Annotated in this window: 13 protein-coding genes; 8 read left to right on the forward strand and 5 right to left on the reverse strand. The window is 63.3% G+C overall.

Features of this window, described 5'->3' with window-relative positions; translation table 11 throughout:
- Positions 1-13: 13 nt before the first annotated feature.
- Positions 14-853 carry a DUF3152 domain-containing protein gene (locus tag ACFYNU_RS24820; protein WP_356588886.1) on the reverse strand — a complete coding sequence of 280 codons (840 nt, stop codon included), beginning with the start codon at positions 851-853 and terminating at the stop codon, positions 14-16.
- Between the two features lie 331 nt (positions 854-1,184).
- Between ACFYNU_RS24820 and ACFYNU_RS24825 the strand changes: the two genes are divergently transcribed.
- From ACFYNU_RS24825 to ACFYNU_RS24835, 3 genes are read left to right on the forward strand one after another with little or no spacing between them, the layout of a single operon-like run.
- Positions 1,185-1,871, forward strand: a complete 687-nt coding sequence (locus tag ACFYNU_RS24825; RefSeq protein ID WP_356588884.1) for a response regulator transcription factor — start codon at positions 1,185-1,187, stop codon at positions 1,869-1,871.
- Positions 1,868-3,436 carry a HAMP domain-containing sensor histidine kinase gene (locus ACFYNU_RS24830; RefSeq protein WP_356588882.1) on the forward strand — a complete coding sequence of 523 codons (1,569 nt, stop codon included), beginning with the start codon at positions 1,868-1,870 and terminating at the stop codon, positions 3,434-3,436. The genes ACFYNU_RS24825 and ACFYNU_RS24830 overlap by 4 nt, the downstream gene beginning before the upstream one ends.
- The gene (locus ACFYNU_RS24835; RefSeq protein ID WP_356588880.1) at positions 3,433-4,017 is read left to right on the forward strand and encodes a GerMN domain-containing protein; all 585 of its coding nucleotides are present in this window, start codon (positions 3,433-3,435) and stop codon (positions 4,015-4,017) included. Before ACFYNU_RS24830 ends, ACFYNU_RS24835 begins: the two co-directional genes overlap by 4 nt.
- Before the next feature lie 33 nt (positions 4,018-4,050).
- Here ACFYNU_RS24835 and ACFYNU_RS24840 read toward each other — a convergent pair whose 3' ends face one another.
- From ACFYNU_RS24840 to ACFYNU_RS24850, 3 genes are all read right to left on the reverse strand, one after another.
- The gene (locus ACFYNU_RS24840) at positions 4,051-4,635 is read right to left on the reverse strand and encodes a histone deacetylase (RefSeq protein WP_356588878.1); all 585 of its coding nucleotides are present in this window, start codon (positions 4,633-4,635) and stop codon (positions 4,051-4,053) included.
- 464 nt (positions 4,636-5,099) lie between these two features.
- Complete coding sequence (locus ACFYNU_RS24845; RefSeq protein ID WP_356588876.1) at positions 5,100-7,109, reverse strand: ATP-binding protein; 2,010 nt, start codon at positions 7,107-7,109, stop codon at positions 5,100-5,102.
- Positions 7,110-9,046: 1,937 nt separating this feature from the next.
- Positions 9,047-9,628, reverse strand: a complete 582-nt coding sequence (locus ACFYNU_RS24850) for a hypothetical protein (RefSeq protein WP_356588874.1) — start codon at positions 9,626-9,628, stop codon at positions 9,047-9,049.
- 764 nt (positions 9,629-10,392) lie between these two features.
- On the opposite strand from ACFYNU_RS24850, the gene ACFYNU_RS24855 reads away from it, so the two are divergent.
- Positions 10,393-11,193, forward strand: coding sequence for an ATP-binding protein (locus ACFYNU_RS24855; protein WP_356588872.1), 801 nt, complete (start codon positions 10,393-10,395; stop codon positions 11,191-11,193).
- Between the two features lie 218 nt (positions 11,194-11,411).
- Positions 11,412-13,655, forward strand: coding sequence for a S8 family peptidase (locus tag ACFYNU_RS24860; protein WP_356588870.1), 2,244 nt, complete (start codon positions 11,412-11,414; stop codon positions 13,653-13,655).
- Between the two features lie 347 nt (positions 13,656-14,002).
- Here the strand turns inward: ACFYNU_RS24860 and ACFYNU_RS24865 are convergent, their stop codons facing one another.
- Complete coding sequence (locus tag ACFYNU_RS24865; RefSeq protein ID WP_356588868.1) at positions 14,003-15,097, reverse strand: DUF1152 domain-containing protein; 1,095 nt, start codon at positions 15,095-15,097, stop codon at positions 14,003-14,005.
- A gap of 87 nt (positions 15,098-15,184) precedes the next feature.
- On the opposite strand from ACFYNU_RS24865, the gene ACFYNU_RS24870 reads away from it, so the two are divergent.
- The 3 genes from ACFYNU_RS24870 (at position 15,185) to ACFYNU_RS24880 (ending at position 17,480) form a co-directional block, all read left to right on the forward strand.
- On the forward strand, positions 15,185-15,925 hold the full coding sequence (locus tag ACFYNU_RS24870) for a GntR family transcriptional regulator (protein ID WP_356588866.1): 741 nt from the start codon (positions 15,185-15,187) through the stop codon (positions 15,923-15,925).
- A 350-nt stretch (positions 15,926-16,275) separates the two neighbouring features.
- Positions 16,276-16,659 carry an ATP-binding protein gene (locus ACFYNU_RS24875; RefSeq protein WP_356588944.1) on the forward strand — a complete coding sequence of 128 codons (384 nt, stop codon included), beginning with the start codon at positions 16,276-16,278 and terminating at the stop codon, positions 16,657-16,659.
- 92 nt (positions 16,660-16,751) lie between these two features.
- Positions 16,752-17,480, forward strand: a complete 729-nt coding sequence (locus tag ACFYNU_RS24880; RefSeq protein ID WP_356588864.1) for a GntR family transcriptional regulator — start codon at positions 16,752-16,754, stop codon at positions 17,478-17,480.
- The last annotated feature ends 93 nt before the right edge of the window (positions 17,481-17,573 follow it).

The raw sequence follows: 17,573 nt of genomic DNA on the forward strand, positions 1-17,573 counted from the left end.
CCGGCCCCGGCTGCTACGGCACGCCGGGCCCCCGGAGATAGACGCCATCCTTGCTGTACGGCCAGGCGTTGGCCTCGCACCCGTGCAGGCCGTCTATCTGCTGCATCATCGCCGGGGCCGGGCGGCCGGGGCCCGGACAGCCCTCGTGCCCGTAACCGATGCGGTGGCCGACCTCATGATTGATGATCAGGGCGCGGTACTCGTGCAGGGGGCCAGGGAACTGGGGCGAACCGGTCAGCCAGCGCTTGAGGTTGACGATCACCTGGTTGCCCACGTTGCAGTTGACCTCGCCCCGGGTGTGCAGACCCGCGGCGCCGCAGAGCCGGTCCACCGTGTCCGGGGTCGCGATCTTCACCTCGAAGTCGCGGGGCCCCGAGGAGACCAGCTGGAAGCCGTCCCGGCCGTTGGCCGTCCAGCCGCGCCGGTCGCCGAGGACGCCTGCTATCTCCTTCGCCGCGTCGCCGGCCTGGACCCCGGTCCCGCCTTCGACCTGGACGGAGTAGCGGCGGATGGCTCCCGTACCGACGGGACCGCCGTCGGCGGCAGCCGTACTGAACTCCCCTGTCCCGCTCTTGGCCACGCGGTCGGTGGACACCTCCTTGGACGCCTTCTCGGATGCGGACGGGGACGCGGACGGGGAAGCCGAGGGCGAAGGAGAGGCCGAAGGAGAAGGCGACAGGATCGGCGACGGGAGGGCGCCCTGCCCGGCCGCCGAGGAGGACGAGCCACCACCCTGCCAGCGGACGGCGCCGAGAACAGCCAGGGTCAGGGCGGCCAACGCCGCGACACCCAGCAGGCGCCGGCGCCGGGCGGCCCGCTTGCGGACGGCCGTCCGGCGAGGAAGACGGGCCACGTGAGCGGCCCGTCCGGTACGTCCTGCACTTCCTGCACGTCCTGCGCGGCGGTCACGTCGGTCACGTCGGTTGTTGGCGTGGCGCATGAGGCGGCGAGATCCCGTCGTCGACGGCCCAGCGCGAGCGGGCCGTTGGTCCACCCCGATTCGGTCGGGGGCGGACCCAGGCTGCGAATCTCAAGTGACCGGCCTTGGCGCAGAAGATCACGAGAGGATAACGGTCTGTTCGGTCGCCCTCGCCGCGTACGAGGCATAAGACCATCGCGTAACAGCCCTGCCGGTGAGACCGGGATCGCACAGACATTCCCCCGCGCCGACGCATACTGGGCGGATGTCCCGCGTGCTGCTCATCGAGGATGACGACGCCGTCCGCCGGGCCGTCGACCTGGGGCTCAGGCGCCAGGGGCACGACGTCCACGCGGTGGCGACCGGAGAAGAAGGACTCGACCGGCTGGCTTCGGCCCGGCCCGATGTCGTGGTGCTCGACCTGATGCTGCCCGGTATGGGCGGCCTCGACGTGTGCCGCCGGGTCCGTGATCGCGATCAGGTGCCGATCATCATCGTGACCGCCAAGGGCGACGACGTGGACGTGGTCGTCGGACTGGAGGCGGGCGCCGACGACTACGTCGTCAAACCTGTCCAGGCCCGTGTCCTCGACGCCCGGATACGAGCCGTCCTGCGCCGCCTCGACGGACCGGCCCCGGACCACGCGCGGCCCCGGCCCGAGTCCCACGGCCCGCTGACCATCGACCGCGCCGGCCTCGTGGTGACCCACCACGGCGAACGGGTCCTGCTCGCCGCCTCCGAACTGCGCCTGCTGATGACCCTGTCGGCGGCCCCGGGGCGGGTGCTCAGCCGCCAGCAACTCCTCGAAATGGTGTGGGAGCACAGCTACCACGGCGACATCCGGCTCGTCGACGCGTGCGTGAAGCGCCTGCGCGGAAAGCTCGGCGAGGCGGGCCGGGAGTCCGGCTGCATCGAGACCGTACGCGGCTTCGGTTACCGCTTCCGCGCATGAACTCTCCACCGCAAACACCGCAAACACCGGAGGCACCGGATACGCCCCCGCCCCCGCCCCCGGAGGAACGAAGCCGACGCCCCCACCGACGCCCCCACCCCCGCTCGGCGGTCGGCCTGGGCGGTCTGCGCGCCCGGCTCCTCTTCGCCTTCGTCCTCGTCGCCGCCCTCAGCGCGCTCGGCACCGGTGCGCTCACCTTCCAGCAGGCGCGTACCGGAGTCCTCCAGCAGAGCCAGGACACGGTCGTCAACCAGTTCAGGCAGAGCGTCGACGCCACGGTCCCCCAACTGTCCTCCGCCCCCGGCCAGGACGAGCTCGACAGCCTCGTCTCGCGGCTCGCGCGCGAACACCAGACACAGCAGTGGAGGGTCCTCGCCACGTACGGCGAGCTGCGCGCGGCCTCGTCCGGCCCGGCCGCCCTGGACGGACTGACGCCCGCGCTGCGCGCGTCGGTTGAGTCGCGGGCGGTCGCGGTCTTCCAACGCGTACGCACGGGGAACCACTCGTCCCTCGTCGTCGGCCTGCCCGTCACGTACTCCGAGGACCGTTCCACCTCACGTACGTTGTCGGGGCTCACGCTCTATCTGATCGTCCCGCAGAAGACGGAGCAGGCGTACGTGGACGCACTGGTCACCGCCGTCGAACGGGCCACCCTGCCCGCCCTCGGCCTCGCCGCCCTGCTGGCGCTGCTGCTCGCGCGCGGCGTCCTTCGGCCCGTACGGGCGCTGAGCAAGGCGACCCGAAGAATGGCCGACGGCCACTTCGACACCCGGCTCGACGTCAAAGGCTCCGACGAACTCGCCGACCTCGCCAAGGCGTTCAACGACACCGCCGCCGCGCTGGAGGAGTCCATCACCGAACTGCGGCGCATGGAGGCGGGAGCACGCCGCTTCGCGGCCGACATCTCGCACGAACTGCGCACCCCGCTGGCCGCCATGACGGCGGTCACCGACGTACTCGCCGAGGAGACGCCGGGTCTCGTCGGCGACACGGCCGACGCCGTACACCTCATCACCGAGGAGACGCTGCGGCTCGCACGGCTCGTGGACGACCTCATGGAGATCTCCCGCTTCGACGCCCACGCGGCCGAACTGAACCTCGACGACCTGGATCTGGCCGAGTCCCTGCGGCGCACACTCGCCATCCGGGGCTGGCCCGACGACGTGCGCACCGACCTGCCGGACGGCATACGGGCACGGGTCGATCCCCGCCGCCTCGACGTCGTGGTCGCCAACCTCGTGGGCAACGCGCTGCGACACGGAGGACGGCCCGTGACCCTGACCCTGCGCCGGGTACCGGACGGGCCCGGCGTGCTGATCGAGGTGTCCGACCACGGCCCCGGCATCCCGGAGCCGGCGCTTCCGCACCTCTTCGAGCGCTTCTACAAGGCCGGCCCGGCACGCAGCCGCAGCGAGAGCAGCGGCCTCGGCCTCGCGATCACCGCGGAGAACGTCCATCTGCACGGTGGCCGCATCCACGCCGCGAACCGCCCGGGTGGGGGAGCGGTGTTCACCGTGGAACTGCCCCTGCGACCCCCCGGCCCCGGAAAGGAAGAGCCCGCATGAGACTGGGACAAGGAGCGGCGGCCCTCGCGGTGACGGCGGCGGTTCTGTGCCTGTCGTCGGGCTGCGGCGTACCACCCTCGGGCGTCATCGAGGTCGGCGAACCGGCCACGGGCATGACCCTCTCGAAGGCGGTCTACTTCCTCGACCGCACAGCCGACCCCGGTTCCGCGGACCCGGCCGACGGTACGTATCTGCACGCGGTGGCCCGCCCCGGGATCCCCGACGTGGACCCGGTGGCTGCGGCCGTACGAGAACTCCTCGCCGGCCCGACCCCCGCCGAATCGGAGTACCTCACCACCGCTCTCCCCCCGAACCTCCCCGCACCGGACATCACTGTCGGCACGGAATCGGTCCTGATCCGTTTCCCCGAGGGCACCCCTCGACTCACCCCGGCCGCCCTCCACCAACTCACCTGCACCACCACCCTGGCCACCCGCACCACCCACACCGCCCGCCCCCCAAGTGCCCCCTCCACGGGCACCACCTCGGGCGGCGCTCCCCAACAGGCCCGCACCACGATCCACATCACAGTGCAGGGCACAACCGCCCAACCCGCACCACCGATGAACACCTGCCCCTAAGGGCTGTCTTGCCGCTGCGCGGCGGGTGCTCACTCATCCGGCCTGATCGACAAGATCGACGAGCGCCTCTTCCGACCAGTGACCCGCCGCGCCTGGGCAACCGGCAACGTACGAAGCGACTGTCCCGACGTCCCACGCGCCCGCGGCGAGCAGCCCCGCGGCCAAGTAACGCACGTACGCAGAAGACGGCGGATTCCACCGGACGTCCTTCCACCCCCAAGGCGCCGTGAACGTCAACACCGGCACCCCGTCCACCTGCCCGGCGCACACCAACGTCTCGTATCGCCCCTCACCCAAGGCCGCTCTCCCTCGGGTCAGCACCTCCGCGAGATCGATGTCCGAGCCCGGCTCCCTGTACATCTCCTGAGCCGCGATATCTGAGAACTGACCAGCCGTCACCAGATGCGCCCGCCCCAGCACCCGACCTCCCCCCGCCGGATCGTAGAACGCCCTGCCGCCTCCCCACACCGGCGACTCGGTCGCGAAGTACAGGACACCCCGCAGCTCAACCGGAATGGACCGACCGGGCATCCGCACATCTCTGCACCCGGGCCAGGCCCTCGCAGCACCAGGCGGCCGACCACCTCGGATGTAGTACCCGAGCCGATCCAAATCCATGTTGGACCCATACGACGTATACCAGACAAGCTCAGGATTGAGCTCACCCGGCAAGCCCGGACCGATGTGCCGCAAAACTCCCACGCACCCACTCCCAGCAACTCGATCCGCCCTACCCAGCATCCCATCCAGAGCCACCCACCCCCACACGATCCCCCACCGCCCCAACAACCACGGCCGCCCCCACCCAAGCCCAAGCACAACCCGGCAACCTCCGCGGCCCCTGCCGAGTGGGAAGCCGCGCTCGATGCCCGGCCAGCGATGTGCCACACGTCCCCGGTGGCGGTGCTCAACGCCCTCTTGCAGGAGCGGTTCAGAGCGCATCGGTAGGTGTTGTCGGGGAGAGAAATCTAAGATTTTGCACAAAGGAGCGTATGGCATAATGGCCCAGCCTAATTACGTGAGCAGGCTGGGCCATTATGTTTTTGGGGTGGCAGGATTTAACCCGCGACCTCGACGAACTCCTATTCTGTGGTGTTTTCTGGAGACTCATATTCGACATCTTGGGGGCCTACGCCTTCTTGGCGTCGCTCCACGCCTCTATAAGCGCCGTTCGCTAGGACGTCGCGTGTTCTGGCCACCTCTTGTTCCTTCTTGCCGAACTGGGCATGCTGGACGTCGCCTTCGAGGATTGCTCGGTAATGATCGTAGTAGATGCGGGCTCTTGTCTGAATTCCTTGCCAAGTGAGGAGAGCACCATCTTCGCGCTCGTCCCATACCTTCCGTAGCCGATCGGGGATCTCGTACTTCTCGCTGGAGATGAAGGCCATGAATCCAACCTTCTGTGCCGCTTCGAGGCGCCCGGCGTACTCCTCAAGATTGTGCAGGTCCTGCATGTTTACGGAGTGACCCGCCCGCTTAATTTCGATAACGATTAGTTCATCGTTCCCGGAAAGCGCGAGGAAGTCATACCTTCCTGCATATTCAGGGTCATCGATATTTTCTTGACCCCATTCTCTTAGCGTCTTGGTGATCCTCTTTTCTTCCGAGAAAACTTGCCATTCAGGGTTGATCAGCCACGGGTAGTCGGCAATCAGGTCGTGCAGATTCTCCTTCCCTTTCTTCGGAGCCGTTTCAGGTGCGTCGTTCACGAGCAAGTCGTAGAACTTATCGATAATATCCAATCTTCCTTTGACTACCTCAAGTACGGCTCGACTTTCCAGAAGCTTCCAGTCACGCATGTACTCGACAGCCTGCTGAAATGTTTCAGGGTCGGCCGCTGCAACGTCGAGCTCCGATATAAAGTCGTGAAACTGTCGATATTCGAACGCGCGCAGGATTGTGTCTGCCAGGGGGGTTACCCTCTCGTTCTCAGTTCCAGCTTTTCCGAGGAGGACTAGGAATTTATCCATCTGATTGGCTGACGGTCGGTCCAGTCGGGCCATCCTTGTGGAAAACTCCGAATTGGCGTGGATCTCCTTCTTTACCTTTTCCCCTCGTTGTTCGGTTCGTTCGCGCAGAAGTCGTCGAGTCAAAGCATCACCCCAGGCCTTCAGTGGCGCCGCCAACTCGTCGTCCCAATCGATTTCTTGTCTGTCAGTTGAAACGCGGTCGCTGTCGTCATCGGTGCCGGAATCCAAGTAGTCTGCCTCAATGACGCCGGTGAGATATTTAGTGCCGTGCTGACCGCTGGCTGTGCCTTCGACGTCGAAGAAATACGGAGGGGCTTGAGCGGTTTTTCCGTTCACGATGACCGTGAAACCCTGTAGTTCCTTCGGCAGGACGACACTGCTGAAACCAGCCCACCACTTGATGGATTGCCCGGTGGCGAGCTCGACACTCCCTTCCCCTGTCGCCGGTTCGCGCATGTCGAAGTCGATCATCGGGTCAGAAACTCGCTCTCCGTTGAGGTAGATTTCCATCGCTCCGCGCACGCTGGAGCTAAATCGGCGGGCGAGTGCTCGATTAAGGCCTGCAATGTTTACTGGTGTCTTATGCTTAAGATTCTGCATAATAATGCGAGTGCCGCTGGAATAGGGCAGCTCATCACTTTTAGGCTCGACAAATCCGGGGATGGCTACTCGCTCGGCGTGATCGGAATCTGTCTTTAGTGTGTTGGAGTCGAGCGTGAGGGTGCAAGCCTGAGAGTCTTGCCAAGTGGTGATGGTCATATTTCGGGCAAGCCCGAAACCGGCTAGCTTGCCGACTCCCTTTCTGCCCATTACGGGGCGCCCTTTGTTCGGGGACTGCCCCGCCGAGCGTCGATTCCTACCGATCACCAAATAGTTGCGCTCGACCTCGTCATCGCTCATTCCAGCCCCGTTATCGGTGACCGTCAGAACGCTCGACTGGGGAGAGTATGCCTGCTCGATCGGCACTTCGACGTCGACGCGAGTCGCCCCCGCGTCCCAGCAGTTGGCGACCAGTTCGGCGATGGCGACGTCACGCCGCTTGTACATCTGTGTGCCGAGGTGCTCCAAGGTCCGACCGAGGACGGTGATTTTGAAGTCCCGTTCGCGCTTCTCAGTAGGCATGATCACACTTTACGGGCGAGCCGTGCTGAGAGCCCAGGGTTCTGCTGTTGTTGGGTGTCTGTGGCGGTCGGCTTGATGATGATCAATGAGCGCTGTCAGCCAGGGGGCTGGCGAGTGGGGTGAGCTCTGATGGCGTAGGAAAGGTTCGATCGCGCTGGAAGTTGGTGCTAACCGTCTTGGCTCCGAGCCGAGGGCCACCGTCGGCTAGGGAAGGGGCGGGTCGGCAGTTCGGTGCGGGCATGCCGCCAGCGCCGGCGAGTGTCGTCCGGGTGAGGGATTTCAAGACCTTCTCCCAGATTTGTCCCAAGATGCCTTCCGAACCACTCAGGGACCCGATCCGCGATGCGGATCAGGCCCCTGACCTGGTATTTCACTGTCGGGGTGGCGGGATTTGAATCCACGACCTCTTCGTCCCGAAGCAACTTGGGCGGGGGTGGTGGCTTGGGCTGGTGTGGCTCTCACCTGCGCTGACGGTCCGTAGACGTTCGCGCTCGTCCGTCGCTGTTCGCCGGCGTTGTCACGCAGTTAGACACTCACCCCGCGCCTCCGGCCTACTTCTTGCGGCGCTTGCTCGCCCGCTTCTTCACTTCGGCCTGGCCGCGCTTCGTCCAGCCACCTTGGTGGAGGTAGCAACGCGACGTGCCTTTCATCGTCTTGTTGCGACAACTCCCTCGGTCCGTCGGCCAACCGCACTTCCCCTGCTTCCACTCACTCACGGTCCCGCCCCCTTCCGTTGGTCCGCCTCGCCTCGGGGCATCCAGCCTGGGACACCGCGCTCACACACAGCAGGGCGCACGGCCGGCGGCATTGGGCGATCCGGGCGCACGCGTGTTAGCACATCGGGCGCGCTCTTCGAAGTGCACGCTTTCCAACTGTGGTGGTGCGGTACCAGCGAGGGTGCAGGGGAGTTCACCTGCGTTCATTCGCGGCTGTCCGCCGGTGCAGGGACGGCTTCGGATCTCGCCTGAACGGCCGTGAACGGGGCTGAATGAGACGGAAACTGAGACGGCCGCCCGTGGCCCTAGAGCTGACCTCGCCACCATGGCACGTCCAGGTTGTCAGCCGGGATGACCTTGGCTCTTGCCAGAATCTTCCCGTCGAGGGCCCGCACGAGGGGGCGCAGCTCACGCGCGCTCTTCCTGGGCAGTGCGTGAAGCACCGTTTCGAGGTGCTCGCGGAAGCCGGCGCCGTAACACCCGCACTCAGGGAGGCCGCAGTCGGGACCTGCGAGTGGGTCTACCAGTTGTCTGACGGGCCCATGGGCATAGGCCTGCCAGTGCCAAAACGCTTTTTCTGTGGCTTCGGGCCAGAAGCGGGTCCGCTCCAGCCGACGCAGGTCAGCTGTGCAGGATCCTGAAAGGCGATCGATGAACGGGTACCGTCGCCGTCTCGGAGGGAAGAGAGGGAGGTCGTCCCGCAGGACTGACGGGCGCCTACGCGGCATTGCCCCTTTGATTGTTGATCATGGGGACAAGCTACAGAACCACGCGTCAGGTGACCACCGCGTATCGGGTGGCGGAAGCTCTGAGCTTGGGAATCACCGCACTTTGGGCCGCGGCTGCGGCCTGACCTGCGTGCACAGGTGCCAGGGCCGACTCTCGGGCCCTTCCAGACACTCGCTGTTGACCCTGGTTTACCGACCTGTCGGGCACGGATCGGGCACGAGTGGGGAGCACCCCTCTAGGAGTTTGATCAACTTAAATCTTGTCTGGTGCAGAGTACGCAGCACAGCATGGTCAGCGCTCAAGGAGGCGCCCTGGATCGATCCAGTCTCCGTCGAGGGGTAGCACCGTCCGCGGCTGATGTCTTGCGAAGCCGGATACCCGGAGCCGCCGGTTCAGCCGTCCTATTTTAGATTCGCTGAAGGAATTTCCAGGCTAAGAACTATCAAGTTGGTAACTGGCAAGCGCACCCACTCAACAGGCGCGGCTCTATCGCTATTTCTTCTTTTTGCAATCAGCTACGGAAGTCAGTTTGGTGACGCTGGAAATCGGCAGCCTCGCGACCACTCCTTTCTCGCCCACAATCACTAGTGCGCCTTTCTCTTGTTTTGCTGAGAGACCACAGTAACTGCCACCCACGTTGTCGGTGACGCTGATCTTTGAGGGCGCGTCACTTTTCTGAGGCGCGTATGCCATGAAACCCAGCGTGGCCATGTAGAAGGGGACGATTGCAAGTGCCAGGCGGCGACTCGTCTTGAGGCGGCTACCGGCTACTCTTGTAGCCTTGCCCGTTTCTTCTGCATACCTCGGCCCGCTAACAACAATACTGACGGGCTGGCCTTGAGCCGCCATTGCTGCCCAGACGACGCTGGAGACTGCGAGCAACAGAGAAGTCCCGGCCAGCACGCCTACAAGGAGTTTGTTTGGCCACAAATCCTGTAGGGCGGCCAGGTCCGAGGCCCCTCGAACAACCGTAAGGGTCGTCAGCAGGCCTGTGATTACTAGGATCGTGGCCCCCCAGCGCTCGGCCGAGCGCTGAATATCCGGAAGGCCATTGAATCGGGCTTCGTCAGCCATTCTAGCCCAACGAATATCCTCAGAAGTTGCTAGGTTAGGAGAAGGTAGAAACTCTAGTTGGTCAACCGGAACGTCACTCAGGTCGAGGTCGGGTCCATTCTCCCGCGCTGGACTCACGGCTGCACCTTCCGGAGTAGGAGCCTTGTCATGGCGCCACAACCGACCTCGTCTGCGGGCCGGCCTTCATGCTCGTAGGTGCATGAGCAAAAGATGGTGTGCTCTTGCGGATTTGCCGTCAGAGAACCGGCAGCAGACTGGCCAGTCACATAAGAGCCAGGCGTAACTACCATGGGCTTCACGGGAAGGCTGCAGGAGAAATCGTGTCCACAACGAGGGCACTCTCCACTGAGACTGAGGATGCCGCCGGCTGAAGCCTTCTTAAACAGCCCATTCCTGATAGCAGTTGACAATTCGGAAGAGTCTATTTGCGAGTAGCCAACAGAGCTGCCTGTCATCATTGATACCCCCGCGGGCCAAGTTCATTTGTCCACATCTCTTACGGTTCAACTGTGTGGAACCGGCCGAGTGTTGGGTATGGTAGCGCCGGGAAGGTGTCTCCAGGGACATCATTGCTAGGCCCTGGGAGGAACTAAGTGGCTACCAGCGACCAGGCTGAGACGCTGTGGAGGGACGAAGAGAGCACGCTGGCGGACGTCGTTCGGTCGGGCCTCCACGAGAACCGCCCTCAAGGTCCCGGTCTTGCTGGTCGTCTGGAGCGGGCTGCGGGTGCCCGTGGGCGGCGTAGGCCCATGACAGTCAACAGCATGACACCTGTTCCTCTGAGTGATGAGGACGTGCCACTTGTTACTGTGAGTGAACCGCTCGTCTCCTTGGACGATCTTGTTCTCACCCCACAGACTGTCACCGCTTTGAGGGAAATCCTCAACGAGCAACGCCACGTCAGCAGACTCGCTGCTTACGGTTTGCGCCCTAGAACTAAATTGCTACTGACTGGCCCTAGCGGAACCGGAAAAACTCGCACTGCTGAGGCCCTTGCTTACGCTCTCGGAATACCACTGGTAAGGGTGCGGCTCTCTGCTGTCGTCTCGTCTTATCTCGGGCAGACTGCTCGCCACTTGGAAAGAATCCTCGAATATGCCGAGAGTGGACGATGGGTTGTAAGCTTCGACGAGATTGATATGTTTGCGGGAGAGCGTGAAGATTCCGACCATGGTGAGATGCGGCGCGTCTCCACGGTTCTTCTTCAGCAGCTAGAGGATTATCGGGCTGACAATCTGGTTATCGCGACTACGAATCATGGCAGTTCGCTCGATTCTGCAATGTGGCGACGATTCGATGAAGTGCTGACTTACCGTCACCCAACGCAGGTGCAGATCGGCAAGCTCCTAGAGATTAAGTTGCGAAAGTTTAGTCACAAGATAAATAAAGAGCAGACATCCCGAGCTCTTTCTGGGATGAGTCATGCAGATATTGAAGCGGTATGCCTGGACGTCATGCGCAAGTCAGTCCTTTCTGGCGCGAAGAATATCTCCTCAGCGGACATATTGGATAGTGCCGCCTCTCGAAAGAAGAGATACAAGGAGGCAGGGAAATCTCAGGATTAATTCCCCTCCCGATATTTGACTCCGCGCCCCTTCCGCACATAGGGATCGACCGGACTGCTATTGAAGGCGCCAGGCGCAAGACGTCGGGGCGTGGTTCCGGACGTCGGTTTGGCGATCGCAAGAAACACGGCGATGACATTCACGATGATCTCGACTTCGCATTCGATGAACTAGGTCAACGTAAGCCCGTATTGGGCATCGATCCCAGGCTCATTCTCGTGGTTGAGATCGGCGCTGAAACAGTCGGCCCGTCGGATGAAGCGGACTGGAGTCGGTCGGGGCTTCGTGTTGTGGAGGCAAGAGAAGCTAGCCGCGTAGTCGCCTTTAGTGACGACCCCCAAATGACGGAATTTATGCGCCGTCTTGATATATACTCAAAAGGCCCTCAAAAAGGCAACAAGACAGCAACTTATGAGGCCTTCTTTGACAACATAGCAAGTGTGCGTCCGTACGGCCGGGGCGATAGGATCGGTGCGTCGCTCGCTGCTCAGCTCACGCAAGCAAGCAAGGCGCGGCCTAAAGAGCTCGCGATTGATATTGAGGTATGGCACCCGGGGGAACAGGAAAAGGCCGATGGTTGGCTGACGGCGATCAATGACGCTCTCGAAAACTCTGGTGCCGAGGTGCACGACTCATTTTCGAGCCCCGCCGCCGGCGTTTCCCTCATGCGAGTTACTGCCACTGTCAACATCATCTCCCAACTGTTGGACGTCGATCTAATCGCCAAGGTCGAAACGCTGGCTGCTGGAACCACGGATCATTTGAATCCGAGTGATGTCACTCTGGAACAGGTCGCGGATCTACCAATCGCGGCGGCTGACGCCCCAATCGTGGGACTCATTGATAGTGGTGTGCAAGCTGAGCATCCTCTTTTGCGGGGATGCATTGTAGAGGCGACAACGGTCAGCAGTTCACTTAGTGATGGAGCTGACAGGCATGGACATGGCACCGGTGTTGCCAGCATTCTGCTTCGTGGATCCATTGAGAGTCAGCTAGCGTCCGGAGAATGGGAAACACCACCCTGCCGGGTTCTCTCAGTACGTGTGCTGGACGGAGAGAATCGAATCCCTCACAGCAGGCTGCCCCAGTCTGAAATCACGGACGCGGTTAGGTATCTTTCATCCCGGGGTGTCAAGGTGATCAACCTAAGCCTTGGTGATGAAGATGTGGTGATGGTAGGTAACCGCGCGCCAACTCTTGCGGCGGTTCTAGACAGTTTGGCGCGAAAGTTCGGTGTCGTTTTCGTTGTGCCGACAGGCAACGTAATACCAGCACAGTACTCGGGGCAGATGGACGAGAACTTCCGCAGTGATTATCCGTATCGCATGCTTGAAAGTGCTGTTAGCGGTCTCATAGACCCCGCTCCATCTGCGCTGTCCCTTACCGTCGGAGGCACAGTTCCCGCTCTCAGGTCGGCAGCACTGGGGACGGTTCCGATCGGCAAACCGGGTTGGCCGTCACCCTTTTCACGTCTTGGACCAGGGATTAATGGGGCAATCAAGCCCGAGGTCAATGCGTCGGCCGGAACGCTGGGCCAAGGAATCGATGCCGACGGGCCGCAGTATGAAGATGCCTTCATGGTTGCCGTTGCTGACGGACGCGTTGAGGGGCCCGCTGTGGTCTCCTATGACGTGGGCACCAGCCTCGCAGCACCGCACGTTGCGCGCGCATGCGCCGTCGTTCAGGACGCTTACCCCAAGGCATCATCGAATCTGATCCGGGCCCTGGTTTTGCAATCCGTGACGGATGGGAATTCGCCGTTGCAGGGCGCGCAGGATATGACCGATGGTGTGAGGGAGAGCGAAACGCTACGTCTGACTGGCTACGGTAAAGTCTCGGAGCAGCGCAGTGTTCTGAGTGGTGACAGGGATACTGTGCTCTTCGCTGAAGAGCAGATTGCGCTGGATTCTGTTCACCTTTATACGATTCCGGTACCAGATTCATTTCTAGTGCCCGGTCGTGTAGAGCGAGGTATTACGATTTCTCTGTGTTACGACCCGCCCGTTCGGGCTCGGCGCATGGATTACATGGGATCACGTATGCGGTTTGAGCTGCTGCGCGGAGTCAGCCCTGAAGCTACGATCGACCTGTTGCTAGCAGAAGAGAAGCAGGCGAGGAAGGCGAGAAATCAACTGGGGCAACGCTTGCCGACGCTGTCTAGCCTTCCTGGCAAACAGAGAATTCCTATGAAGCCGAGTCGGACAGCAAGGTCTGCGGGGGCCAATCAGGTTGGAAAATTCGTCTGGCGGTCTGGATTGAAGATGTTCAACGAAAACTCTTCAGAGTTTGTTCTTGCCGTGCAGAACGTGAACCGATGGGATTCCCCGACTAGTAAGCAGCCTTATGCTGTCGCCGTGCGGCTGTGGGTGAGTGATGACTTGCCACCCATATATACCGACCTTCGCACGAAAATCCGAACCATGAGGGCCCAGGCCGCGGCCCGTGCCCAAGTGCGTGTTTAGTACCCCAAGGCCGGTGGAGCGGCTTTGGGCGGGAGCAGCCATGGGGCGAGAGATCGGGGCCCGTACGCTGGCCGCGAATCGGGCAGTCTCTGGACCTGCCCGCAAAAGCCCGATGGGGGTCCCGATCTTAGAGGCTCGCCCCATGGGGGCTGCCTAAAGCCGTGGAGCCGGCCGCCTCAGCCACAGAGGGTTTCTGCCCACCACCGGCGTTCGCTCTTCTGTTGCGCGACCGGCGTAGCCGGGGCCCGGGGCGGGGCGGAGACAGGAGCGGCGGGGCCCGGCGGTGACGCCGGGGAGCGCGCGGCGAGCGGAGCGAGGCGCCTTGAAACCGTAGAGAAAGTTGTTACTCAGGCTTCTGGGCGGATGCGCCAGAGCGGGGGCTGGTACTGCTCTGGGCGGTTGTTGAGCAGGAGGTTCCTGAGGTCCTGGCGCTGATTGCCGTGCAGGTCGAGGGCTTCTGTGAGGTGGCGGAACGTGGTGTGGGTGATGCCGCGGCTGCGGGCCTTGGCCTCGAACTGGTCGAGTTGGTGGAGCGTCGTCTTCGGGTCGAGCTTTCGCTCCTGCCGTGTGCCGAGCCAACTGGCTTTGTTGCGTTCGTAGTCGATTTCGGAGTAGCCGCAGATTTCTCGGCTGTGCTGCTCTGCCTCTTCAAGGGTCTGTGTGGCGAGGATGGCTCGGGCGAGCTGGTTGCGGTTGAGGGTGTCGTCCAGGTCGGCCTCGTGGACCGTGGGGCCCTCGTCCGTCAGAGCGATCGGCAGGCCCGCATCTCGGACTTCGCACAGGCCGCGGAGCCCTCGTGCTGTGGCTGCGAGCATCCCCGTTGCTTCGGAGGGGTGCCATTCCAGTACGGAGCTGATGGGCTCGACGTGTTCGGCGGTGAGGGTGAGGACGGTTGGGCCCATGCGGTCGTGCAGGAGGTCGGCGGGGAGTTCGCCATCCAGGCCGGGGCCGGCGACCAGAAGCCTTACAGGTGCGTTGACTCGGCAGCAGGCCGCGAGGGTGAGCGCGTCGGCCAAAGGGCTGCGGAGTGTGGGCTCGTCGCCGTGGGCAAGGATGTCTCCGCCGACGTCCAAGAGATCGATCGACTCAGGGGCAAGGTGCTCGATGAGTTCTTCGAGCTGGCGCGTGATGCCCTCGACGCCGCGGTGTGGGGCGATCAGGGCGAGTGTCTGGGGAAGTTCGGCCGCCAGCCGGGGGAGTGTCGAGCCTGCGGGGGCTACTGGCCTCGCGCCTGCGGGCACAGCCTGGACGCTTCTGGTGAGGGGGCGGAGCCCGGTGAAATCGGCCGACTCTCGTGGTCCTGGTACCGGATCGATCAGGAGGCGGTCCCACGCGTACGTGAGGATCACTGCCGGGTCTGCATCGCCGTAGCGAGCGGCGTCGATCATTGAGGCGGCGACTGCGTCGCCCCCTCCTCCTGCTGCCACGATCAAGCGGGTCACGCGCGCCAGCGTACGGGGAACAGGGCTAGCCACTCACTCTATAGTGGCCACTGGTAATAGCCACCTGGAGAGCGGGGAGGGGGTCGCATGCCGAAGATTGAGGAAGCCCAGCCCAAGTACTTGCAGATCGCGCACCACATCCGTGATCAGATCCTGCGGGGTGACTTGCGGCCTGGTGATGAGGTTCCGTCGGAGCGCCAACTCGCGGCCTCCTGGAAGGTGTCCCGGCCGACGGCCGCGCGTTCGCTGGAGGCCCTGAGTCATCAAGGGTTGGTCGAGAAGCGGCAGGGGTCGGGCACGTACGTCCGCAGCCTGGAAGTGAACCGTCGCGCCCGTGAGTTGTACGGCCGAGCCAAGCAGACGGGCAAGATCTACACGCCCGGTGAGTACGCGGTGATCACGTCGGCCGGCTGGCTGGAGGCGCCCGATTACGTGGCTGAGGCCCTGGGGCTGGCGGTGGGTGCCCGTGCTGTTCACCGCCGGCGTGTGACCAACAACGACACGGGGCCAATCACTCTCTCCACCTCGTGGTTCGGGCCCGAAGTTGGCGAGCGGGCGCCGAAGCTCCGGGACCCTGACCGGATTCGGGAGGGCACGCTCATGTACGTGGAGAGCGTGACCGGTCGGCAAGGCAGCTACGCCGAGGATCGGATGTGCGCGCGTTCTTCTACGGAAGACGAAGCTGCTGATCTTGAACTCGCGCCCGGTGCAGCCGTGCTGATCGTCCATCACGTCGTCTATGACCTGCAAGATCGGCCGCTGGAGTTCGCCGAAGCTACGTACCCGCCGGAGCGTTGGGCCTTCGAACAGGGTTACCCGATCGTGTAGTTGGGTGGTGTCTCTTCGTGTGAAACGCTTGCGACCCCAAGTGGCTAATGCCACTATCCAGTAAGTGGCTAAGGCCACTTACTGAAGGGGGCGCGGCTCGTGAGTCAGGGACATGCGGAGCCACGGCACGTAACGGAAGAGGCAGCGTGCTGTGCGTGCAGAGGTCGGGGCTGGAAGCGCGTCGGCTCGCGTGCCTCGTTGGCGCTTTCTGCCGCTGACGCTCGCGCCCGTGCCACATCCAAACGGCGCTGCCTGGATTGCGGTGGCACCGGCAGAGAGGAGGGGTGCGAGTGAACGAGGCGGTAGGTGGCCCTGAGGGGAGTGCCGAGGAGTGGGCGCTGGTCGGGAGTATGACGCTGTACCCGGTGCCTGAGTCGGTGGCACGCGCTCGCCGTTGGTTCCGGAAGTTCATCAGCCCCTACGCGCCGGCCTGCTCGGTCGATGACTGCGTGCTGATGATCTCTGAACTCGTCACGAACGCGGTTTTGTACGGGGAGGCTGAGGAATCCTGGCGAGTGCGCGTCGAGTGGTGGCGGGTGGGGGAGTCTCTTCGCGTGGACGTGCACAACCCAGGGTTTCCGGCCCAGGTCAGGATAAGACGACCCGAGGCCAATGACGCGCACGGGCGAGGTCTCCTCCTGGTCGACGCGCTGTCGGACTCGTGGAGCGCTGGCCCGAGCCGGTTCGGCGGCACGACGGTGTCGTTCGTGATCGAGGGAGCCTGGAAGCTGTAATGGGGCTGCTCGCCACAACTGTTGTGCGTTTCAAGCTCCTACTAGTATGGATGTTGACAGGTTGACTTAGCGGATGGCGACTAGGCGGGGCTATGGCGTACGAAGTGGCCGCACCGAAGTACGTGCGGCTAGCGCAGACGCTCCAGGGTCGGATCAAGGACGGCACGTATCCGCCCGGCACGCTCCTGCCCAGTGAGAATCAGCTGGTCCAAGCTTTCGGTATGTCCCGACCGACTGTTGTCCGCGCTCTGGAACTCCTCAAGCGGGATGGCTGGCTGGAGTCCCGGCAGGGGTACGGCACGATCGTCCGCGGGCGCCCGGAAGCGGTCGAGCAGAAAGACCAACGCGGCCGTGAGGCGCTGGAGCGCGACGAATCGCGTGCGTCCGGTCGGCTGGTCCATGTAGGGCAGGTGTCCGTACCACCACGCGTCGCCTCGATTCTCGGGGTGCCCAAGCGGGCCAAGGTCCTTGTGCGGCGGCTGCTGATCGAGGACGGGGGAGAGGCTGTCGAACTCTCCTCGTCGTACTTCCCCGCCGGCCTGGTGGACGGCACGGATCTCGGCGACTCGGCGCCGCTCGACGGAAGCCTTCGGGCGCATCTGGAAGCCCGGAAGAAGGTCCGGTTCGACCACGTGACCGAGCGCGTATCCGCGCGGTTGCCCAGTGCGGAGGAAGCGGAGTACCTAGGCGCGTCCACGGCGGACCCGGTACTCAGTGTGCTCGTCGTCGCTTGTGACGTGTCAGGACAAGCTTTGCAGGTCACGGATGTGGTGCTGCCTGCTGACCGTCAGGAACTCGAAGATACCTACCGCCTCGGCTAGTTCGACCCTCGCCTGCCGTGGTCACTCCCCGCGTGAACCACTTGACAAGTCAACCTGTCATCTCTAACTTCGAACTTGCTAAGTCAACCTGTC

Source organism: Streptomyces sp. NPDC006643 (assembly GCF_042870175.1).
Taxonomy (GTDB): domain Bacteria; phylum Actinomycetota; class Actinomycetes; order Streptomycetales; family Streptomycetaceae; genus Streptomyces.